22 protein-coding genes are annotated in these 23,025 nt (G+C 40.5%); 5 read left to right on the plus strand and 17 right to left on the minus strand.

Annotated elements, in window-relative coordinates:
• Positions 1-58: 58 nt before the first annotated feature.
• A complete protein-coding gene (locus LI162_RS11335) occupies positions 59-1,471 on the minus strand; it encodes a L,D-transpeptidase family protein (RefSeq protein WP_226866312.1) in 1,413 nt (470 codons plus the stop codon).
• A gap of 31 nt (positions 1,472-1,502) precedes the next feature.
• Positions 1,503-2,492: a guanosine polyphosphate pyrophosphohydrolase gene (locus LI162_RS11340; protein ID WP_226866311.1), complete on the minus strand. Its 990-nt coding sequence runs from the start codon at positions 2,490-2,492 to the stop codon at positions 1,503-1,505.
• A gap of 261 nt (positions 2,493-2,753) precedes the next feature.
• On the opposite strand from LI162_RS11340, the gene LI162_RS11345 reads away from it, so the two are divergent.
• Together LI162_RS11345 and LI162_RS11350 are read left to right on the plus strand one after the other, a co-directional pair.
• The gene (locus LI162_RS11345) at positions 2,754-4,199 is read left to right on the plus strand and encodes a carbon starvation CstA family protein (protein ID WP_155204968.1); all 1,446 of its coding nucleotides are present in this window, start codon (positions 2,754-2,756) and stop codon (positions 4,197-4,199) included.
• A gap of 77 nt (positions 4,200-4,276) precedes the next feature.
• A complete protein-coding gene (locus tag LI162_RS11350) occupies positions 4,277-5,284 on the plus strand; it encodes an ATPase P (protein WP_226866310.1) in 1,008 nt (335 codons plus the stop codon).
• Positions 5,285-5,402: 118 nt separating this feature from the next.
• Here LI162_RS11350 and LI162_RS11355 read toward each other — a convergent pair whose 3' ends face one another.
• The 6 genes from LI162_RS11355 to udp form a co-directional block, all read right to left on the minus strand.
• Complete coding sequence (locus LI162_RS11355; RefSeq protein WP_015529411.1) at positions 5,403-5,990, minus strand: HD domain-containing protein; 588 nt, start codon at positions 5,988-5,990, stop codon at positions 5,403-5,405.
• A gap of 174 nt (positions 5,991-6,164) precedes the next feature.
• The gene (locus tag LI162_RS11360; protein ID WP_020436789.1) at positions 6,165-7,355 is read right to left on the minus strand and encodes a phosphopentomutase; all 1,191 of its coding nucleotides are present in this window, start codon (positions 7,353-7,355) and stop codon (positions 6,165-6,167) included.
• 15 nt (positions 7,356-7,370) lie between these two features.
• A complete protein-coding gene (locus LI162_RS11365) occupies positions 7,371-8,183 on the minus strand; it encodes a purine-nucleoside phosphorylase (RefSeq protein ID WP_020436788.1) in 813 nt (270 codons plus the stop codon).
• A gap of 63 nt (positions 8,184-8,246) precedes the next feature.
• Positions 8,247-9,233: an adenosine deaminase gene (gene add, locus LI162_RS11370; protein ID WP_226866309.1), complete on the minus strand. Its 987-nt coding sequence runs from the start codon at positions 9,231-9,233 to the stop codon at positions 8,247-8,249.
• Positions 9,234-9,275: 42 nt separating this feature from the next.
• Positions 9,276-9,740, minus strand: coding sequence for a cytidine deaminase (locus tag LI162_RS11375; RefSeq protein ID WP_226862442.1), 465 nt, complete (start codon positions 9,738-9,740; stop codon positions 9,276-9,278).
• Positions 9,737-10,519, minus strand: coding sequence for a uridine phosphorylase (udp, locus tag LI162_RS11380; protein ID WP_020436785.1), 783 nt, complete (start codon positions 10,517-10,519; stop codon positions 9,737-9,739). Before udp ends, LI162_RS11375 begins: the two co-directional genes overlap by 4 nt.
• Before the next feature lie 266 nt (positions 10,520-10,785).
• Here udp and upp point away from each other — a divergent pair, with 266 nt between their 5' ends.
• Positions 10,786-11,415, plus strand: a complete 630-nt coding sequence (gene upp / locus LI162_RS11385) for a uracil phosphoribosyltransferase (protein ID WP_020436784.1) — start codon at positions 10,786-10,788, stop codon at positions 11,413-11,415.
• 226 nt (positions 11,416-11,641) lie between these two features.
• Here upp and ttdB read toward each other — a convergent pair whose 3' ends face one another.
• The 3 genes from ttdB to LI162_RS11400 all read right to left on the minus strand — a co-directional run bounded on the left by ttdB (position 11,642) and on the right by LI162_RS11400 (position 14,539).
• A complete protein-coding gene (gene ttdB, locus LI162_RS11390; protein WP_015529418.1) occupies positions 11,642-12,268 on the minus strand; it encodes a L(+)-tartrate dehydratase subunit beta in 627 nt (208 codons plus the stop codon).
• Positions 12,268-13,167 (minus strand): L(+)-tartrate dehydratase subunit alpha, encoded by a 900-nt coding sequence (gene ttdA / locus LI162_RS11395; protein ID WP_020436783.1) that lies wholly within the window; start codon positions 13,165-13,167, stop codon positions 12,268-12,270. Before ttdA ends, ttdB begins: the two co-directional genes overlap by 1 nt.
• 106 nt (positions 13,168-13,273) lie before the next feature.
• On the minus strand, positions 13,274-14,539 hold the full coding sequence (locus LI162_RS11400; RefSeq protein WP_020436782.1) for an SLC13 family permease: 1,266 nt from the start codon (positions 14,537-14,539) through the stop codon (positions 13,274-13,276).
• A gap of 317 nt (positions 14,540-14,856) precedes the next feature.
• Here LI162_RS11400 and LI162_RS11405 point away from each other — a divergent pair, with 317 nt between their 5' ends.
• Positions 14,857-15,723, plus strand: a complete 867-nt coding sequence (locus tag LI162_RS11405; protein ID WP_020436781.1) for a LysR family transcriptional regulator — start codon at positions 14,857-14,859, stop codon at positions 15,721-15,723.
• 169 nt (positions 15,724-15,892) lie between these two features.
• Here the strand turns inward: LI162_RS11405 and LI162_RS11410 are convergent, their stop codons facing one another.
• The 6 genes from LI162_RS11410 to LI162_RS11435 all read right to left on the minus strand — a co-directional run bounded on the left by LI162_RS11410 (position 15,893) and on the right by LI162_RS11435 (position 22,212).
• A complete protein-coding gene (locus tag LI162_RS11410; RefSeq protein ID WP_055166479.1) occupies positions 15,893-16,570 on the minus strand; it encodes a 2Fe-2S iron-sulfur cluster-binding protein in 678 nt (225 codons plus the stop codon).
• On the minus strand, positions 16,567-18,138 hold the full coding sequence (locus tag LI162_RS11415) for an FAD-binding protein (protein ID WP_195937567.1): 1,572 nt from the start codon (positions 18,136-18,138) through the stop codon (positions 16,567-16,569). The genes LI162_RS11410 and LI162_RS11415 overlap by 4 nt, the downstream gene beginning before the upstream one ends.
• Positions 18,139-18,174: 36 nt before the next feature.
• Positions 18,175-18,708, minus strand: coding sequence for a hypothetical protein (locus LI162_RS11420; protein WP_055166487.1), 534 nt, complete (start codon positions 18,706-18,708; stop codon positions 18,175-18,177).
• A 38-nt stretch (positions 18,709-18,746) separates the two neighbouring features.
• Positions 18,747-19,766, minus strand: coding sequence for an NYN domain-containing protein (locus LI162_RS11425; RefSeq protein WP_055166489.1), 1,020 nt, complete (start codon positions 19,764-19,766; stop codon positions 18,747-18,749).
• A complete protein-coding gene (gene yfcE, locus LI162_RS11430; RefSeq protein ID WP_055166492.1) occupies positions 19,742-20,335 on the minus strand; it encodes a phosphodiesterase in 594 nt (197 codons plus the stop codon). The genes LI162_RS11425 and yfcE overlap by 25 nt, the downstream gene beginning before the upstream one ends.
• Positions 20,336-20,457: 122 nt before the next feature.
• On the minus strand, positions 20,458-22,212 hold the full coding sequence (locus tag LI162_RS11435) for a DUF885 domain-containing protein (protein ID WP_055166495.1): 1,755 nt from the start codon (positions 22,210-22,212) through the stop codon (positions 20,458-20,460).
• Between the two features lie 142 nt (positions 22,213-22,354).
• Between LI162_RS11435 and LI162_RS11440 the strand changes: the two genes are divergently transcribed.
• Positions 22,355-23,011, plus strand: a complete 657-nt coding sequence (locus tag LI162_RS11440) for an ABC transporter ATP-binding protein (RefSeq protein ID WP_020436774.1) — start codon at positions 22,355-22,357, stop codon at positions 23,009-23,011.
• Positions 23,012-23,025: the final 14 nt, after the last annotated feature.

The raw sequence follows: 23,025 nt of genomic DNA on the forward strand, positions 1-23,025 counted from the left end.
AGTATACAAAAAAATCTGCCGATTGGCAGATTTTTTTGATTTTTTCTTATTATTTTTCTTAATAGTGCATAATTACCGGATCTCCAACCTGGATTAACTCATACAATTTCCCGGCATCCGAATAGCTCATATTGATACATCCATGAGAACCTCTGTAGGTATATACATTTCCTCCAAAACTGCTCTGCCATGTTGCATCATGAAAACCAACACCGGAATACGTTACACGCATCCAATATTTTACAAGAGTTTCATACTCTCTTGTTCCATCCGGTCTTAAATTACCGCGCAGTACTTTATTCTGCATTCGTTCCAAAATCGTATAAACTCCTGCCGGAGTACTTCTTCCGCCTTTCGGAAGTCCGGTCACTACATCTGCTGACATTAAAACTTCTCCGTCTTTGACATACCACATTTTCTGATTCGTCAGATCGACTTCTGCATAAGTGGAGCCCCAATCCTGCGCACCATGCGATGCCGCAGTCTTTCCTTCCACATAAACCGGCTCTCGACTTATTGTTTCTCCGCTTTCAACATTCGCGAGAAGTGTCTCATACTCTGCCTTTTCATTAATCTCCCAACCGTAAGTTCCACCGGAAACTTCGGTTGCTCTTCCATCCGGTGTAGTGAATTGTCTGGTCTTTCCTGCAGTATCATACTGCTGTGCAAACTGCGTCACCCATTCCTGTATAAGTTCCGGGTGAAATGTCACCACATAATTCTCATCTGCTGTCACCCACTGTGAAATAATTGTTTTATCAACCACAACCGGTGTATCAAGTCCCATCTCATAAGTTACACTCGCATTCAGGTATGCATTCATCGCATCGCACGCCTGCTGAACTTCCAATGACTCCTTTGTATATGGCGGCTGTACATAACATCCTGCTTCATCAAGATTCAACTGCTCTTGCAGTCCCTCTATCGCTTGGACTACCGCTTTCTTCAATGCATCTGCATCGATTGCCGTCCCTTCCGTAATGTCTCCCGGAACAAACTTTTCTCCGTTAAACACCGGCATAGAAGATATCGGCTGTACCTGTTCTGTTGTCATAGCTGTCAGACTTGCAATCTTCGCATCTAATGCTTTCTCATCATAATCTGCACTTGCCGTGATGGACAATCCTTTTCCCTCTCCCGACCATGCTGCCGGCCACAGAAAAACGGACTGCTCCTTTAATAGTTTATCTATCACTCCATTCTCTTTATATTCAACAGAGATCTCTTTTCCTGTAATCATATCAGAAAGTCCCGCATGTTCTGTAATCTTCAATTCATACTTCTTAACTTCTGATTTCAGATAATCTGCCACATCTTCTTCCTTAGCATATGAAAAATCTTTCCCGTTAACCTTTGTATTCGGAAGAAAATGACTCATAAAATACAAAGCGGTTCCTATGTACCCTAAAACCAAGATTCCTGCAACTATTCCGAGGCTGATCCATAGCCATTTTTTCTTGTTGTCCCCCATCAAACACTTTCTCCTTTGTAATTCCTTCTTTCTAATCAATCAGATCATTCTGAAATCTCGACAAATGCTCATACGGCAAGATCAGTCTTCCTCGAAACAATCCACACCCGTCATTGATCAAACTGTTATTCATCGCTGCAAACATATTTACATCCAGCTTCGCCAGATCCAGTCCCAACAGCTTCATTCCGCGCTCATACGCCTCATCAAAATAAATGCACTTACCTCTTGGAATCGCATTTCTTCTGGCGCGCTCTTTCTCTTGTTTTTTCTCATATCCCAGATGGTTTGCCGGCCCAATCTCTGCAATATCATCCATTTGCTTTGTACGGATCTGAACCTCAATATAACTTCTTGAACAGTTATCATAGAATGTAATGTGCAGTGACTGGTATTCATCCGGCCGGCTGTCTGAAATATAGTCTCTGTAATATGGTCTGACATTGTCATCCATGAGTGGAGAATGACTTTCCATCACACCATTTGCCGGCTCCGCTGTAAACCCTCTTTCCTCAAGAAAACCCGGTAGTACATTTGCTATTTCATACAAACACTCCAGCTCTGCAATCTGACGCTCTTCTTCATTTTCATAATGACATTTTGGCATAGAAATCACAATTCGATATGCGATCAGATCACGAAAGCAGCTAAGACTGCGCTTTAACTCTGCCGTTGTCGGATACTTTCCATATTCTTCGTAATAATCTGAAATATACTTGACAATATAACCATTAAATTTCTCTTCCGCACGGATCAACGACTTGATTCTTCCCTTTACTGTAAATGCAAGATATGGATATTCTTTTGTCATATATTTATAGAATTCCCGAACCTGCTGTGACTGGGTCGTAAGGAATTCATTATGTTCCAAAAGTTCTCTGATCTGAATCAGGAAATTACAATGTATCAGATCAATTTCATTTTTTGTCTTTCGTGCATCTTCCCTTAGATCTGTAATGTAATTCTGCAGCACCCTAAAAATGGTATCGCCCGAATACAGATAATCATTTAAAGTTATCATAACGTACCCTCCACGAAAATGTATCTCTGTGTTTTTCATTGCATATTTCTTATCAGCACGCCAAACATGATGGCCTTATTTCATCTATTATAACAATCCGATGCGACAATCGCCAGTCATGGAGCTACAAATGATACTTTTCTTGATTTTTTTAGAGAAATTATATAAATTTTCTCTAAAAACCTTGAAATTTTTATAAACAATCCTATAATATAAGTGGGTTGAAAAACGCTAACATTTATGTTTTCTGGAGGTGTTTGTATGATTAGTTTTATTATTTGTTTAGCGTTACTTATTGGCGGATATTTTGTTTATGGAAAGGTAGTTGAGAACACATTCGCACCTGACGACAGAGAAACTCCTGCTGTCAGAATCAATGACGGAGTAGATTATGTCGTTATGCCGCAATGGAAGTTATTCCTTGTGCAACTACTTAACATTGCCGGTCTTGGACCTATTTTTGGTGCCATGCAGGGTGCTTTATGGGGACCGGTCGTATTCCTCTGGATTACATTCGGTACAATTTTTGCCGGAGGTGTGCATGATTATTTCTCCGGTATGCTTTCTGAACGAAATGATGGAGCATCGATTTCTGAGGTATGTGGAATCTATCTTGGAAATGTTATGAAAAATGTTATGCGTGTATTCAGTGTGGTACTTCTTGTCATGGTTGGTACTGTATTTGCAGTAGGTCCTGCCGGCTTGATCGTCACTTTGCTTGGAAACAAAGGTATCACCGGACTTCTTGCAAATCCTGAATTCTGGCTTTGGATTATTTTGTTATATTATTTTATCGCGACCTTTATTTCTATTGATAAGATTATCGGACGCATCTACCCGCTTTTTGGTATCTGTCTGATCATCATGGCTCTTGGTGTTATCATCGGTATCTTCACAAATCCGAATTATACAATTCCGGAAATCTGGAGCCACTTTACAAATATGCATCCTGACGGAAAACCAATCTGGAGCTTCATGTTTATCACTGTAGCATGTGGAGCTATTTCTGGTTTCCATTCTACACAGTCCCCTCTGATGGCTCGTTGTATGAAATCTGAGAAACAGGGACATTTCGTATTCTACGGCGCAATGGTAGCAGAAGGTGTGATTGCACTGATCTGGGCAGCCGCAGGATGTGCACTTTACAAAGTAACAGGTGGTCTCAACACAGGTTTAAGCGAAGTTCTTGCTAATGGTCAGTCAGCCGCTATTTATGATGTGTGTATTAAGACAATGGGAAGCATCGGTGTAGCATTAGCAATGATCGGTGTTATCGTATGCCCGATCACTTCCGGAGACACTGCATTCAGAAGTGCCCGTCTTGTACTTGCAGACTGGTTCAAGATCGATCAGAATAAATTGCAGAAACGATTGATTCTCTGTGTACCGCTTCTGGCAGTCGGTGCTTTTGTAGGACATCTTGATTATGCCATTGTATGGAGATATTTCAGTTGGACAAACCAGACTTTAGCAATGATCGTTTTGTGGACAGCAAGTATGTATCTGTTCCGCGAGAAGAAGAATTACTGGATCACAGCAGTTCCTGCAACATTTATGAGTGCCGTTTCCATGACCTATTTCTTCTGTGCAGATGAATGTCTGGGATTCTCTACAGCAGTTGCTTATCCTGTAGGAATTATCCTGGCAGCATTGTTCCTTGGAATCTTTATCTGGGCAACAAGAAAACCTGCGAAAAAACAGGCTTAAGACTATAGGACTGTGAAAAACAGACATCATGTTTTTCACAGTTCTTTTAAAATATGCAAATGAAATGAGATGATATTATGTTTAAACCACAACGACTTGGAACTGTAACAATCCCGGATGCTGAATTAACCACTGACAAAAAAAACTGCAAAAAAATAGGCCCTTGCGGTGTTGGGGAAAAAGCAATTTATTTAAACAGTTTTTATTTTGACAGACGTTATTACATACCAATTTCTTCCATAGAAAGAATATTTAAAAGAATTGCCATGAGCAAAGGTGGTTTTACAGGAAAAGGAGCATTTGGAACGTTATCCTATCTCGTAGTTGTATATGAAAATGGAAAAGAAAAACAATGTAACTTCAAACATGAAGAAGATGTGGATCGTCTTTTGGCTTATATTGAAGAAAGATTTCCTCAGATTCCGCTGCACAGCATAGAAGCCGAGCGAAAACTGGAAGAAAAAAGAAAATGGCTGGAAGAAAAGCAGCGCGAACGCATTCTTCCGGAAGAAATCAAAAAGCGGCTTACCAAGCTTGAACGCGCAGAAAATTATCTTAAAAAGCAATCCGATTACTACATGGATCTGAGCCTGTCGGCGAAGAAAAAGAGAACCTATGACAGAAGCAATCCCGCTTATAAATGGGTCGCTCTTGCTGTTGTAATATTGGGCATCGGAGCATTCCTTTATGGAATCTACTCCCTTCTGACTCATGCCGGATTCGGTATGTATTTCCTGTTATTTGGATTGGCAGCAATTTTTCTGTTCGCAGGAGCGAATGTATTGCCAACCTCCAAAAACAATAAAAAATATATCGAAAATCAGCTGGAACGATCCATCCAGCAAATGGAAGCCTATATCCAGAAATATCCTGACTTTCCGGTTCCAGCACATTACGCACATCCGGTCGTATTAAAGAGAATGCAGGATATCATGAAGGATGGCCGTGCACAAACGATTCCTGAAGCACTCACGGTTTTAAAAGATGATTTGAAAGCTCTGAATTCTAATGTAACAGTTGAAAAAGAAGAGTATGATGAAATCGTTGCAATCAAGCCAATGTTTCTGGTAATGGATTATAAATAGTTTTTCACCTGATTTTTGCCCTCTCAAAAAGAATAGCAGCTGTTCTTACAACACACTTGTTAGACAGCTGCTATTCTTTTCCACATTCCTCTCATTTTATAAGAAAGTTATTCACATTTTACTCTTTAATTGTTCCCTTTTTTACATTTTCCTGGATAATCTGATCTACAACTTCAAATATTTTTTCCGATCCAAGTCTCGTCTTTCTCTGACGGCCATAAACCTGCTCAGCATACACTCCATGCTCTTTCCAATCATTTCCACCATTGCTGTTATTCAGCATCAGCGGCTGTAGATTATCCATTGCATGTGCGAACTTAGATTCCGCTGTTTCAAATGCCTCGAACTCATCAAAAAGAGAAATCAGCTCTTGTTTCTGATCTTCCGGAAGGATTGAAAAAATTCTTTCCTTCGCCGCATCTTCTCTTGCTTTCTGAGTTTTCAAACCTTCTGTATCATATGCATACGTATCACCCGCATCGATCTCCACAATATCATGGATCAGACACATCAGCATTACCTTTGCAATATCCACCGATTCGTTTGAATGCTCTCTGAAAAGATATGCCATGATCGCCATATGCCATGCATGTTCTGCATCGTTTTCCCGTCTGCCATGCTCTGAGAGATGTGTCTGTCTCAGAATATTTTTTTCCTTATCTATTTCCAATGCAAAATCAAGCTGTCGTTTCAATCTTTCATCCATTTTTCTCTGTCTCCTTGTTCTAAACTTCATTACCTTAAGGTGGAAATTATCAACCTCCGCATTTTGCCGTACCGCTCAATTCAAATTTACTATACTACATTTTTTCACTTCCGTAAAATGCAAAAAGCAAACTCCGAAGAATTTGCTTTTTGTATTATTTCGTTCTCAGCTATTCTATTTCAGTTCATCTAAGATAGATGCTCCGATCGTTCCCTCCGGCATCTTTACGTCGAAATTATCTGCAATCGTTGCACCGATCACTGCAAATGTATCTGAATCCGGCAGTTTTCCGTATCCTTCCATAGATGGAGAATATGCAAAAAACGGAACCATTTCTCTTGTATGGTCTGTTCCTGTGTGCGTCGGGTCATTTCCGTGATCTGCAGTAATGATCAGAAGATCATCCTCTCTCAATCCACCAAGAAATTCTCCTAATTTCACATCAAATCGTTCAAGTTCCTCTGCGTATCCTTTCACATTTCTGCGGTGTCCCCACAATGCATCAAAATCCACAAGATTTACAAAGCACAAGCCTTTGAAATCTCTTTTTGAAATTTCGATTGTCTGCTCCATTCCGTGAACAGAACTTTTGGACTTATTTGATTCTGTCAGACCTTCTCCATCGAAAATATCAAAAATCTTACCGACTGAGATCACATCATATCCTGCATCTTTGAGTGCATTAAGTGCTGTTCTTCCGTATGGTTTCAGCGCATAATCATGTCTGTTACTTGTACGCTTGAACTCACCTTTTTTCTTTCCAACATAAGGTCTTGCAATAACACGTCCGACTTTCCACTCATCTTTCATCGTAATATCACGTGCAATCTCACAGCAGCGGTAAAGCTCATCCAGTCCGAATGTCTCCTCATTTCCACAGATCTGCAATACAGAATCTGCAGATGTATAGACGATCATATGACCTGTTGCAATCTCTTCTTCTGCAAGTTCATCAAGAATCTCCGTGCCACTGGCACTCTTGTTTCCGATTACCTTATGTCCTGTTCTCTTTTCCAGTTCGTCAATCAATTCCTTCGGAAATCCCGTCTCTGTAAATGTCTTAAATGGCTTCGTGATATGAAGTCCCATCATCTCCCAATGTCCGGTCATCGTATCCTTTCCGGTACTTGCTTCTTTCAGGAAAGAATAGTATCCCATCGGTCTTTCTATCGGTGCCACCTGTTTCAGTGGATGCAAATTGGCGATTCCAAGTTTCTGAAGATTCGGAATATGAAATTCATCCACAGACTCAGAAATATGTCCCATTGTATCTGTTCCTGCATCCCCATACTCTGCAGCATCCGGCATTGCTCCTGCTCCGAATGAATCGATCACAATTGTAAAAATTCGATTATATTTTTTCATAAAAATCACACCCCATTACATGTTTACAACGACCTTTGTAACAAGTTCCTTAAATGATTTTGCTACACGGTCTGCTGTCTCCTGTACTTCCTTATGGTTCAATTCAACTTTTGAAATTCCTGCTGCCATATTTGTGATACAGGAAATTCCGCAGATTTCCATACCCATATGACGTGCTGCCATAGCTTCACATGCGGTACTCATTCCGACTGCATCTCCGCCCCAGCTCTGTGCAAGTCTTATTTCTGCCGGTGTCTCATAGTTCGGTCCTGTAAACTGAACGTAAACGCCTTCCTGAATCTCAATGCCACACTCCGCTGCACATTTACGAATCACATCCTGAAGACGCTTGCTGTACACTTCACTCATATCCGGGAATCTTGTTCCAAGTTCATCAATATTCGGTCCGATCAGTGGACTTGGAACTCCTGTTGTAATATGATCTGTGATCATCATGAAATCTCCGGCTTTATAAGATGGATTGCATCCACCTGCCGCATTTGTAAGAAGAATCTTCTTCGCCCCAAGCATTCCCATCAAACGTGTCGGAAGAACAACATCAGACATCTTATATCCCTCATAATAATGAACACGTCCCTGCATGATCACAACCGGTGTATCCTCTACATAACCAAATACAAAGCGTCCTTTATGTCCCTTTACTGTAGAAACCGGAAATCCTTCAATCTCTGTATAATCGATGGTCTGCTCAATCTTGATCCCATCTGCGAAGTCTCCAAGTCCGGATCCGAGAATCAGTGCCACTTCTGGTTTAAAATCGATCTTCTTTCTTACACTTTCAAGACATGTAACTAATTTCTTATACATAATTTCCACACTCCTTTTCTTTGTTTTCTGAACTTGAAAACCGGTAACATTTCGTGTAAATACTTATGCGCCATAAACTTCCCTCATTATCCGATACAATTTATCTTTTACATAATCTTCCGCAAAAGCCACATCTGCTGCATTCTTCATTAAAAGATAGATTTCATCATCTTGAATTCCGTATGTGTTTTGAATAAATTCCAGTTCCTTTGTCATTGTTGTATCACTGACCGTACGATTGTCCGTATTGACCGTTACTTTTAAACCGCCATTCAAGAACTCTCTGATCGGGTATTCCTCCGGTCCTGCTACTGCTTTTGTCTGCAGATTACTGATTGGGCACATCTCGATCCCGATTCCTTTTTCGGCAAGTTCTTTGATCAGATCACTATGTCCTCTCATTGCAATTCCATGACCGATTCTTCTTGCCCCAGCTTCCACGGAATCTATGATGTTCTGAGCACTTCCACACTCCCCTGCATGGATTGTGAACGGCATCCCAATCTTTTGGGTGTTCTGGAACAGATTTTTAAACTCTGACATAGGGTAGATGGCTTCTGCTCCTGCAAGATCTGCTGCACACAATCCTGAGCCAAGATATTCTCTCGCTGTACGTATCATGCGCCAGTTCATTTCTTCGCTGTGATGCCGCATCGCACATACAATCAGGCCGAAGTCAATTCCGAACTCTTTCTTGCCTCTTTCAAGACCTCTTAGGACTGCTTCTATCACTTTGTTACAATTCATATCATCTGTCTCTGAAAGAAGGGGGGCGAAACGGATCTCAGAATAAATCACATTCTCCTGTTTCATACTTCTAAGCACATCATAACCGGCTTCTTCAAGACCTTCTTCATCTTGTAAGCATTGCCCCGGCAGATCAAACTTTTCCAGGTATTCTGCAAGACTGGTACAGTCATTTGACACACTCAGTTCTTCTCTTCCTACCGGTCTTCCCAGTCTCTTTCCAACAAATTCCCGACTCAGTGATCCGTCCAGATGACAGTGCAATTCCACCTTTGGCAATTTTATAATCTCTTCCCTTGTCATTGTTAAATCCCCCTTCCTTTGTCAGCTTTTAATTCGTATATATTATACCAAATTTAATGGTCCAAACCCAAGAGGCATCAGCTCTTCTAAAGTATAAATTTCATATCGTTCTTTATCCACTGCAAGAATGATCTGGAATGTCTTCGGATTACAGAATTCCATCATGACCTGACGGCATACACCACATGGCGCAGTGTATTCCGTCAATTTTCCATCTTTGCCACCGACAATGCAGATTGCCTGAAAATCACGAACACCTTCGCTTACCGCCTTAAAAAATGCAGTTCTCTCCGCACAGTTTGTTGGTGTATAAGATGCATTTTCTATATTACATCCTGTATAGATCTTTCCGCTCTTTGTTAAAAGCGCTGCCCCAACTTTAAAATTCGAATAAGGTGTATAGGAAAACTTAAGTTGCTCAATCGCTGTATCGATCAATTTCTCAACCATAACCTGTTCCATCACAGCCTCCTCTTTTCTTTCATATGCTACTACCTGTTTTCTTATTTGTTTTCCTGGTCTGCTTTGATCAATTTGCGAATTGCTTCAACGGCTACCTGGATTGCCATATCTGTATCATGAGCAACTGGATTCTCAAGACCAAGTTTCTCTCTTTCCTGATTTGCAACAACAAGAAAACAAGAACCTGCTCTTGCTCTTAATTTAGATGCACAGATAAACATTGCTGCTGATTCCATCTCAGATGCAAGGCATCCCATCATCTTCCATGCTTCCCATTTATTGATAAGTTCATATCCTACCGGCATTTTTTCTGGCTCATGCTGTCCGTAAAATGCGTCTTTGGACTGAACAACACCTGTATAATGTGTGAAGTTTTTCTCTTTTGCTGCTGCAACCAGTGCATTTGTGACATCAAGATCTGCTACTGCCGGATACTCGATCGGTGCATATTCTTTGGATGTTCCTTCCATACGGATCGCACCAGTTGCGATTACAACATCACCACTCTTAATCTCCGTCTGCATTCCTCCGCATGTTCCAATTCTTACGAAAGTATCTGCTCCACATTTGTACAGCTCTTCCATAGCGATTGATGCAGACGGGCCACCGATACCTGTAGATGTAACGCTTACCTTTACTCCGTCCAGTGTTCCTGTATAAGTAATATACTCTCTGTTATCTGCTACCAAAACCGGATCATCAAAATACTGTGCGATCTTAACGCAACGTTTTGGATCTCCCGGCATGATCACATAACGTCCAACTTCTCCTTTTGCTACCTGAATATGGTATTGTCTGCTCGGATCTTCTGAATAATTTTTCATAATTTTTTCACCTCTCTACCACTTCATATCTTATGCCATTGAGGGCACAACTACCTTGAACAGTACCTGTAGAAATTCTTGACTTCTTTTAATATTACTTTACTCTAATATCTTGTAAAACTCAAGCTACCTATTCATTGCATGAAATAAAACTCGACAAACTTTCAATAATCTTGTTCGAAAGTCCCTTTTATTAAAAAAAGGGGTAGTCTCAAAACAAGAAACTCGTTATAATAGGGGGCAGAAAATGAATGGAGGAATTCAAAATGAATAATGTAATTGAGATGAAGCACCCACTGATTCAGCATAAGATTTCCCGATTAAGAGACAAAAATACAGGAACTGCTGAATTCCGTGCGCTGGTAGAAGAAATTGCTATGTTAATGGGATATGAGGCTTTAAAAGACCTTCCATTAGAAGATGTGGAAGTCGAAACACCGATTGAAAAATGTATGACCCCACAGATTGCAGGCAAGAACTTTGCTATTGTACCAATCTTACGTGCCGGTCTTGGAATGGTAAGCGGTCTTCAGGCTTTAGTCCCGACTGCAAAGATTGGTCATATTGGTCTGTATCGTGATGAGGAGACACATGAGCCACACGAATACTACTGCAAACTGCCAAGCCCAATCTCTGAACGTCTGATCGTTGTTACAGATCCTATGCTTGCTACAGGTGGTTCTGCTGTTGCTGCTGTTGATTTTATCAAACAACATGGCGGAAAGAAGATCAAATTCATGGCTATCATTGCTGCTCCGGAGGGCGTAGAACGTCTGATGGAAGCACATCCGGATATTCAGCTGTACGTAGGACATATTGACAGAGAACTGAACAAAGATGCTTACATCTGTCCGGGACTTGGGGATGCCGGGGATCGCATTTTCGGAACAAAATAAATAGATTTTGCAAAACAAAAAAGATATCGAAGCACACTTACATTTTTCGTGTGCTCCGATATCTTTTTCATCTGTCCCTGGCCGAACAGATCATTTGGCTTATATTTTATGGTATATTTTTACATGGCAGTAAAATTGGTTTAATTTCTGATTTCATAAATCTGAGTCGCTTTTCAGGCATGAGCGGCTCAGATTTTTCGAGTAAACTTTAATGTCCTGACACAACTTATTTAATAAAACTTACATGTTTGCAGATCTCTTCGATCGCTTTTTCTTTTCTCTCATTAAAGACTACTTTGTTCTCTTCAAACAGGTTGCGTCCCTCTGTGTCAATAGATACGATCAGTGGTCCGAACTCTTTTACGCGGCAGTGCCACAGTGTCTCAGGCATTCCGAGGTCTCTCCACTGAGCATCAACGATTTCCTCAACTTCTGTTGCTGCAACAACAGCATTTCCTGCTGGGAATACGCAGTGGATTGCTCCGAATTCTTTACATGCACGCTCTGTGTTTTCTTTCATTCCACCTTTTCCGATGATCACACGAACTCCGGACTCTTTTACAAATTCATACTCAAATTTTTCCATACGCATACTTGTTGTCGGTCCTACAGAAACCATTTCAAATTTGTCATTCTCAAGTGGTCTGATGATCGGGCCTGCGTGGAAGATTGCTGCATCTTTTACATCAACCGGAAGCTCACGTCCTTCTTCAACGAGTCTTCTGTGTGCAACGTCACGACAAGTTGTCATACTTCCGTTCAGATAAATGATGTCTCCTGCATGAATATCTTTGAGATCCTCAGCTGAGACTGGTGTTGTTAAAATCTTTTTTCCATCTTTTATTTCCAGCATTATAATGTCACCCCCGAATGTGTTGTGATTGTGTAGTTAAGGTCCTTATCAAAAACAATGTGTCCACGTCTGTGTGACCAGCATCCAACATTAACAGCAACTCCGATGGTGGATGGATGTCTTGCTGTATTCTCAATATGAACTCCCATAACAGAATACTTTCCGCCCATTCCCTGAGGTCCAAGTCCAATTGCGTTAATTCCATCCTCAAGCAGTTTCTCCATAGACGCTGCACGTTCATTTTCATTGTGGCTTCCAAGCGGTCTCATAAGAGCTTTCTTGGAAAGTAATGCTGCTGTCTCAACAGATGTAGCAACACCGACTCCGACAAGCAGCGGAGGACATGCATTCAGTCCGTAAGATGTCATAACATCAAGGACAAATTTTGTAACTCCTTCGTATCCTTCGCCTGGCATAAGAACCATAGCTTTTCCTGGCAGTGTACATCCGCCACCTGCCATGTATGTATAGATTTCGCACTGATCACTGTCCGGTACGATATCCCAGAATACTGTCGGTGTTCCTTTTCCTACATTCTTTCCTGTGTTGTACTCATCAAATGTCTCAACACTATTATGACGAAGCGGAGCTTCAAATGTCGCTTTCACAACTGCTTCTTTTAAAAGTCCTTCCAGTTCTCCAATAAGCGGGAAGTTTGTTCCACATTTTACCCAGAACTGTAATACTCCTGTGTCCTGACAGCTTGGTCTGTTCAGCTCTTTTGCAAGAACCTGGTTCTTCTGCATTGTCTGATAAATAACCTTTGAAAGCGGGCTGTCTTCTTTTTCTGCAAGCTCGTCAATCTTTGCTTTGATGTCATCCGGCAGTACTTTACCAATATAGGAAACAAAGTTCGCCATATAAGTAGTAAGCTGCTCTACCTGTGCTTTTTTATCCATTTTTAGGTCTCCTTTCATTACTGCTGCAATTTCCAGTAACTTTGATGATTAGGTTAGTTCATTGTTTTATAGTTTCTTTTATATCTCACTCCAACAACATGTCTTCTTACGGGAAGAATGGAAATGCGATTGGAAGGATAATCATACTTACAACTGTTGCAATGATGATCAATGGGAATCCTGCTTTTACATAGTCCATAAACTTATATCCACCGGCTCCGACTACCATTGTGTTCGCAGGCATTCCGATTGGTGTTGCATATGCGCAGGAACCACCGATTACACATGCCATCAGTACCGCTCTTGGATCCGCTCCCATCCCCTGTGCAATTGAGAGACAGATTGGAACCATCAGTGCTGTTGTTGCTGTATTTGACATGAAGTTTGTCATGATACAACACAGCAGGAATACAACAAGTGTCAGGATATATGGAGATGGGTTCGCACCCAACGCTCCGATTACTTTATTAGCGATCACTTCTCCGGCTCCTGTCTCCTGAAGAGCAGATGCGAGGGAAAGTGTACCACCGAACAGGAAGATTGTCTTAAGATCGATTGACTTAAGCGCATCCTTCTCTGAGATAACTCCTGTGAGGATCAGAAGCAGTGCTCCGATTCCACCGGAAATACAAAGCTTGATACCGATTTTATCTTCGAAAATCATTGCCAGCAATGTAAATACCAGGATAATCAGTGATAACCACTGTTTCCATTTCGGCACATTATCGAAATTCTTTGTTGTATCAAAAGCTCCGTCATCCTTCACATCATGACTTGGAAGCAGTTTGTAACCAATTGTTGCGTAGAAAATAATTCCTACGATCAGAATCGGCATACCGACAACTGCATACTCAAAAAATCCAAATTTTAGTCCGATTTCACTGAGTGCACTCTGTGCGATCAGGTTTCCCGGTGCACCGATCAGGGAAAGATTTCCTCCCATTGCTGCTGCAAATACTAGCGGCATCAGAAGTCTGGATCTTTTGTATCCTGATTTTGCTGCAATTCCGATAACTACCGGAATCAGGACTGCTGCAGTTCCTGTGTTTGACAGGATTCCGCTCATCAATCCTACGATCACCATAATCGCAATGATCAGCATTCTTTCTGTCTTGGCGAACTTCGTAACAATTCCTCCGATTTTATTCGCCATTCCTGTTTCAAATAACGCACCTCCTACGATAAACATTGCTACAAAAAGGATTACGTTACTGTCAATGAACCCTGCAAAGGCTGTTTTCACGTCTAAAACCCCAGTCACTACAAGACCGATACAGACAATCATTGATGTTACTCCAAGCGGTATCTTTTCTAATACAAACATGATTACCGCAAACAGGAGAAACAGAAGAGTTATTGTTGATGGACTCATATGTTTTCCTCCATTCCTTTGTTTCTGTTTTTCTTTTACTTCTTAACTTTTTCAAATCTTTTTCAGCTATTATTTTTAGCTTCGCTTTAAGTAATTTCCGGCCGTTTCGATTACCTCTCTGCTATGGTTGTATTATAGAAAATACAATCGAAAATGTACATTCTGAAAAAAATATGGTACTATAAGAAAAAACTATGGAAACCTTTATCACACAACGTTTTAAATATGGTCTTTGAGAATTGTTCTCATTCTCCTTTGAATGGAAAAATACTTTACAATAGTGATTCTTTACAGATAAGAAATGGAGATTTTTACAAATGAAACTGACACAACTCGAATATTTCTGTGTTGCTGCAAGATACCACAATATCACACGCGCATCCAAAGAGCTTTTTGTTACCCAGCCTTCGGTATCTAACGCGATCAAAGCTTTGGAAGAAGAATTCGGCGTGAATCTTTTCTATAGAAACAATAATAAACTGACTCTGACACCGGAAGGTGAAAAGTTCTATCAAAATGCCGAAGAACTTTTGGCTCATGCGGATGCTGTCAGATCTGAACTGCACGAACTCCGTAAGCAGATTACACCTGTCCGCATCGGAATCCCGCCAATGCTTGGAACCATTTACCTGCCGGATATGTATCTTTCTTTGAAGGAAAAATTCCCTGACGTAGATTTCCGCCTATATGAATATGGATCGATCAAAGCCTGTGAACTTGTTCTAGAGGAGAAGCTTGATCTTGCGATCGTCAATGCAGAACAGTCTGCGATTAATAAATGCAACCTTCATATTATTGATAATGAAGATCTGCTCTTCTGCGTATCAAAGGATCATCCACTTGCAGAACAATCCACGCTTCTTTTAAACATGCTGACTGATGAGCCATTGGTTCTGTTTAACACTGATTCTGTCCAGGTTATGACACTGACTCGTCAGTTCAAGGCCGCAGGAGTAAACCCACACATTGTTCTGAACACCAGCCAGATCACAACACTGATCAACATGGTAAAGGCAGATAAGATTGGCTGCTTTTTATATAAATCTATGGTGGATATGTACCCTGATCTTGTCGGGATACCTGCCTTTCCTGCAATTGAACAGCGCATTGGTGTTATCTGGAGAAAAGGAAAGTATCAGAACGCTGTGACCGAAAAAGTTATTAGATATTTGAAGAATTATTAATCGTTATGCCAATCAATTTATTTAACAACTCATTAATTTTTAAAGGCGGATACATTGTACTGTACCCGCCCCTTATAGATTTTAATTCTCTTTTTCTGCCATTTTCTTTAAGTTCTCCTTGCATTTCCCACTGAGAAACCGCATCCAGCGAATAATACCTGACTCATTTCTATCTTCTATTCATATAAGAAATCGACGACAACGTCTGCAGGTGCGCCGGACAGATATCTCTGCATGCCAGTGATTTCGAACATTGCTTCGCAAAATGTTCTTCATACTGTTTCTCCAATGCCCGCTTTCGATTCAGACTGGAAGAATGCAGAAGATACGCATTATTTGCAAACTCTGCGCCATAGAAATCATCTTTTGCCCCAAGATAATTCGGACATACTTCCAGACAAAGTCCACATTTCAGACACTTTGCTGCCGAATACTGATGATCATGCTCTTTCGGATCTGGATGTTTCCGAATTCCAAGGTACATCAGTGCTTCCTTCTGGCGTTCCCATATTACAGATCTGTCAACAATCAGATCTTCCACAACCGGAAATTTTGTAAGTGGTTCCAGCCTTAAAATCTCTGTATCATCTGTATTAATGAACACTCCACATGCCAATGCCGGATGCCCGTTGATCACCATTGCACAACCTCCGCACATTTTCTGCATACAACCACATTCCCAACGGATTTTTCTACATTGTTTTCCTTTGATATCTTCCAGCTGGTCACGTTCATTTAACTTCTCGAGAATCGCGGCTACTGTAATTCTTCCCTCTCCTCTGAAATGAAAAACTTGCCAATACGGCGCTGATCTTCGGTCATCCTGTCTTTTGATTCTTACTTTCATCTCACAGCGCCTCCCTTTTCTCCTGACTCCTGTTCAAAATAAATCCTGATTTTTTCATCTTTAAACTCTGCAACGGAACATTTCATGAATTCTGATTTTTCACCTGGAAAATCTTTTCGGAAATGAGCTCCTCTTGATTCACGTCTTTCCACAGCACTCATAAGTGTCGCTTTTCCAAGAACAGCCATCGGATATAATCTGTAATTTTCATAAACAGATACCATTGGATCAATCGGAAATGTCCTCAGCTCATTCAAGCTGGAATCCAATGCGTAAATACTATCCTGAAGAACTTCTCCATCACGGATCAAATCCATGCCATAACTCATGATCTTCATTAATTTACGCAGTGTTGCTGTCGCTGAATACTTGCCCCGATACTCTGACATCTGTTCCATACGCTCAATTTTCTCCTGCTCATGCTCAATATAAGGAACAAACAATTCTTCACACATCGGCTGACCCTGTCCCTCATGCACCGCATGCGCTGCTGTTCTTCCCGAATGAACTGCTGTCATCAATGAATTTCCACCAAGGCAATTTGCACCATGATATTTTGACGCAGCTTCTCCCACAGCATACAATCCTGCAATATTCGTCTGATGCATTCCGTCCACTTTAATACCACCCATAAAGAAATGGATTGCCGGCGTTACAGGGATCGATTCTTTTGCATTCTCCAGATAAACCTGTCCGGGACACATTGCAATTTCTCTTGCGACAAGATCTCTTGACATCAGATTGCCTTCCGTACCATACTTTTCTTCCATGAAATAAACACTGTGACTTCTATTCTTATAATAAAGTCTCCAACCTTCACTTCTGACAGATTCCGAGATTATAACCCTCTTATTTCCTCTCTGAACCGTGGTCGGATAATACTGGATAAATTCGAGATTTCTCAGCTGCACTCCCTGTAAAAAAAGCTTTCCTGTCACATAACCATCATTTAATTCAGATCCAGTGGTTTTTCCATATAGCTTGTTCATTCCACCGGTAGCACAGATTACTGCATCCGCATAAACCGGAATCAACATTTTAGATTCTGGATTATAAAATAACGCTCCATAACACTTTTCATCCCGAATAAGAGCGGAATAAAAATACAATCCGATTTTCTTTTCTATTTTACCTTTAATCTCATACTCCAGGCATTTCTGTGTCATTGCCGTAACAATCTGTTTTCCAATGGAATTACCTGAATAAACAGTCCTTTTTCTACTCTGTCCTCCGGAAGCTTTCACTTTCCATGTATCATCTTCATTTCGATCAAAAAGAACTCCCATCTCATCCAGCCATTTCAGATGTTCCGGTGCTTTCTCACAGAGATTTCTCACATCCTCTTCTTTTTCAAGAAAACACCCACTCTCCAGCGTATCATTCGCATGCCACACTACAGAATCCTCCTCTGCGGTATCAACTACTGCATTGATTCCTTCTGCTGCCATAACTGACTGTGTACGTTCTGACTGAACCGGTGATACAAGAATTACCTCATCATCAAGTTCTGCTGCTTCTATTGCAGCAGACATCCCGGCAATTCCATTTCCTATAATCAATACCTTCATTTGTCATCTTCTCTTTCCTAAAAATCTCACCTATTCCTACAATCTTATCCGCGCAGCCACCGTAAGAACCATTAATAATCCACAGATGATCCATGTTACATAATCCACAAGCTTCTCCATCCTATCGTTCTTCAACAAACCAAGCGTCAGCATAGAACGGCTGAACGATACACTCAGATGCAGAAATGCCGCACCTGCAAAGAGAATCTCCGTCACTAATACAAGAAACTTTGCTCCACCAGAAAATGATGCTCCACTTATTATAAGATGAAGTACTCTCATGTGTGGATACAATAAAATCAGTATAACAATTCCACTGATTCTCTGCGTAATTAATCTCCAATTCTCTTTCCTGTATCTGTGAAAATTAAGTACTCCACGTCTTGGATAATAACTTACAATACAAAAAACTACATGAATCAAAACTGTCGCCACAATCCCTCCTGCAAGTATCTGACAATCAGAATAATCCTGTCCACCTGTCAACACAGGAATGGACATGGTAAGCATATGTCCAAGTAAGAATAACGTAAGCATCCAGGAACATACTGCGTTCCATTTCTTTATCATTAATCAGCACCCCCTTCTGTATCTTATTCTCTCTACTTTTAATCTTCCACATAAACAGCGCGGGTACGCTCTCCATCTTCGATCAATTCTACCTTTGGAAAACTTTGTATATACTGCTTAAATTGTGAGTATCCATAATCCCGTACTTTAAAATCACCAAACTGAATACGAATTCGATTCCCCAGTGTTCCAAGAGAGATCCCCTGATCCCCTGTCATCTGGATCTGTCGGATAATATACTCTTCAAGCATATCTTTCTTACTCTTATCTTCATACAGAGTAACCGAAACTTTCGTTCCTTCCTGGATCAGCTTTAATTTCGGTAAAGTTTCAAGGAACTTGGATAACAAACTGTAACCATAACGTCGAACATCAAAGTCCGGATATACTTTGACCAGCCGGCTTCCAACTTCACCAAGCCCGGTTTCCCTGTCGTTATTCTGGTTTTCCGTAATGATCTTAACCACGATTTCTTCTATTTTTTCCTTTGATACCTTTTCAATCTTTTCTTTTGAACCTCTTCCCTTCGACGATGATAATGAAGCACCGGAAATTTTCTTCTGTCCCCTTCCAAACACATGCGGATGATAAAACTTTCCTTCACTCTCTTCCTTCTCTATCGTGTTGTCTTCCAGAAGCACCTCTAATACGGTGAAGATATCACAGGCTTTACGGAACGGAAGCGGTGTCTTGTCCTCGCCCATTCCGATTACCATCTTTCCACTTTCACGAAGCCGGCTTGCAAGCTTTGTAAAATCACTGTCACTCGATACCAGACAGAACCCCTCCAATTCACTTGTATAGAGCATGTCCATTGCATCAATGATCATGGCAGAATCTGTAGAATTCTTTCCCTGTGTATAACTGAACTGCTGAATCGGCGTAATAGAATTTTGAAGAAGTTCTTCCTTCCAACTCGCACTGTTTGACTTTGTCCAGTCTCCGTAAATTCGTTTGTAAGTCACGTTTCCATATTTAGATAATTCATCCAGGATTGGCTTAATATATTTTGCAGATACATTATCCGCATCGATTAAGAGTGCGAAACGGTCTTCCATGTCTGATACTCCTCTCCTGCAAGATTCTTCCATGTAAATACACCGTTTTCATAAATCATATAACTGTGCTCGGATCCTTCCTTCGGAATCGAGACAGAACCTGGATTTAAGTACTGATATTTTCCACCGTTCATATCAAGGATTTCCTCACATGCCGGAATATGCGTATGTCCGTTCAACAAAATATCTCCGTCTTTCAGCATCGGAAGCTTATGTGGATTATACACATGTCCGTGTGTTGCAAATATTGTAACATCACTGTTCTTTTCTTCCGGATCTCCTGACAGATTCAGATAACAATAATCTGCCAGAATTGGGAACTCCAATACCATCTGATCCACTTCTGTATCACAATTTCCTCTCACACAGAGAAGTTCTTTCTTCATTGGATTAAGCATTGCGATCACTTCCTTCGGTGCATATCCTTCCGGCAGATCATTTCTCGGTCCATGATAAAGAATATCTCCTAACAATAATAATTTGTCTGCGCCTTCTCTTTTATAAGCCTCAATCATCTGTTCACAATAAAATGCTGAGCCATGGATGTCAGATGCAATCATTAATTTCATTTTTCACGTCCTCCTGTCTTTCTAAATAGTTTCTCTATAATAAATGAAAAAAGCAGTGACTCTTTTCTTGAGACACCGCCTCTTATTATTTTGTGCCTGTGGATATTATAACACAGAATGAATCACAGAGAAAAATATTTTCCTACAATTTCAAAAGGCGCCGGACCCACACTCAGCACAGCTTTATGGAATTCTTTCTGGGATTGATTTCCAGATTTTATCCATTCCTTTTTCAACTCCAGAAATTTTATATATCCGATATAATATTTCAAATAATTTCCCGGCGATCCCAGAATCAGATTATAGATTTTATCAACCGTTTCAGCATCTTTAATCCCATATTTTGCATAAAATTCTACTGTATCCATTCTGCTCCATCCTTCGTAATGGATTCCCATATCTGCCAATGCATAAAGTGCAAGAATCACTGAACTATTCTTCTGAAGAATTGCTGCCTGAGTCTTAGATAACGGCATCAGATAATAGCTGCACATTTCCGCATAAGTTGCCCAGCCTTCTACATATCCGCCAAAATTTAAAATACTCCTGATGGGATCAGGATTCGTGCTTTCAAAAAATATTGTCTGGTACAGATGTCCCGGATACCCCTCATGTGCCAACGTTGTAAACAGTGCCAAATCATCTCGCATCTGTGTTTGGTTTACATAAATTACATTTTCTTCTGTATAGTCAATTGCCGGTATCATATAAAATGCGGGACTTAAATGTTCCTGCATTTCCTCCGGTACATATTTTATCCGCAGAGAAGTTTTTGGAATCTCAGGAAATGCAGTCCCTATCCCTTTTTTTAACTTTTCTAAAATTCTTTCTGCTTTCCCATCTTCCAATATTGTTGCTGCCTGCTTCGCTTCGTTGACTGCTTCTTCCATACCGGTAATATCTTCTGAAATTTGTCTGCGTGTTAGTTGCTCAAGCTCTTGAATTGTGTCTGTCACTCCTACACTCTGCTGTATATACCATTCGTAGTATTTTCTCCCTTCCGGAAAATAACACAATCCCTTTTCATTCGTTCCCTTCCCTTTCAATTCCTTAACCGCCTGTATCAAATTCTCATACGCCGGATAAACCTGCTCTTCCATCTGCCTGGCGTTCTGCTGAATATAATCACTCTTTTCTTTTTCAGACAGTTCCTGTAATTCACCAATTCTGGACACAAATGTCGAGTACAGATAATTTCCATTTCCCATTGCAAGAAATGCATTACATTGTTCTAACACCTGATCCGCCATTTCATCTGACAAAAACAATCCTTTGTCTGCTTTTTCTCTTTCAAATGCAATGATCTGTTGAAAATAATCCCTTGTCTCACTTAAAACATCCAGATACTCTTCCACATCTGTCCTGTCATAAAACTGATATTCAGATAATACAATTGGAATCTGCGTCTGTACTCCATTGACTGTATTTAACGGTTCTTCATAATACAGATAATCCGCTTCTTCTCTCAAACTTCTCAGATATTGCTTTAACAGATCGTATGTAATTTTATTCTTTACATTCAGTTTTTCATAAGAAAATGTATACAATGCCTGCTGTATATTCTCCGCTGCTGTCTTAATCTGAGTACTGTCTGTCTGTATCGTTCCATATGCTGTATCCGCTTTATCAATTCCATACGCTTCTGGCTCTTTTAATGTATAGTGCAGACTGATCTGGCTTGCAGCCACCTCTTTGCAAAACAATTTTTCTGTAAACGATGTAAATCTTTCATTCTCCACCTCTTTACTGCTCTTTTTTTCTTCTAAAAATGTTGCTTCACAACCGTTTAAAAAGAAAATAGAACTGAAAAGAATACTGATACTACATACAATACTTACACACTGCTTCTTCCGCCTTTTCCAAAATTGAATCAACATAGCAGACTCCGACAGTTATTTCTCTAATTTTATGCATTGGCTTCCTTATTTATACATCGCTGAAATTTGTTTCCAAACAGTAATGCATCCCCTCTTTATTTGTGATAAAATACAACTATATAAGATACAGGAGGCGTTGTGTATGGCCAGCTTAATATTTGAACATTTGAAAAAAGTATATCCGAACGGATTCGTATCTGTAGACGATGTCAGCCTCTCGATCGAGGACGGTGAATTTGTTGTATTCCACGGGCCAAGCGGATGCGGAAAATCTACAATTTTACGGATGATTGGAGGCCTGGAAGATATTACTTCCGGAAAGATCTATCTTGATAATACCTTTTTAAATGACATTCTTCCACGCGACCGGAAGCTTGCCATGGCATTTCAGAATTACGCTCTCTACAAGTACATGAATGTATATGATAATATGGCACTTGGACTGAAGCTTCGTGATCTTCCGCGTACAGTTATCAATACCCGCGTAAAGACTGCTGCCGCTTTTCTTGGAATTTCAGACATTCTTACGAAAAAGATCCGTTCTATTTCCGATTCTGAACGTCAGCGTGTCGCACTTGGACGTGCTATTGTCTGCCACCCAAAAGTTCTGCTTGTAGATGAAGATTTTGCCCATCAGAATGATGATCTTCGGAAAGATATGATCCATGATATTCTCAAGATTAACAAAGAGCTTGGAATCACGGTTCTTTATGTCACAAATAACTACGAAGAAGCCGTTTCCCTGAATTCTCGTATCATCTTTATGAAAGACGGAAAAGTAATTGAGGACAGCATTTAAGCTGTCCTCTCCTT

It is taken from the genome of Mediterraneibacter sp. 210702-DFI.3.120, from assembly GCF_020561005.1.
Lineage (GTDB): Bacteria > Bacillota > Clostridia > Lachnospirales > Lachnospiraceae > Mediterraneibacter > Mediterraneibacter faecis.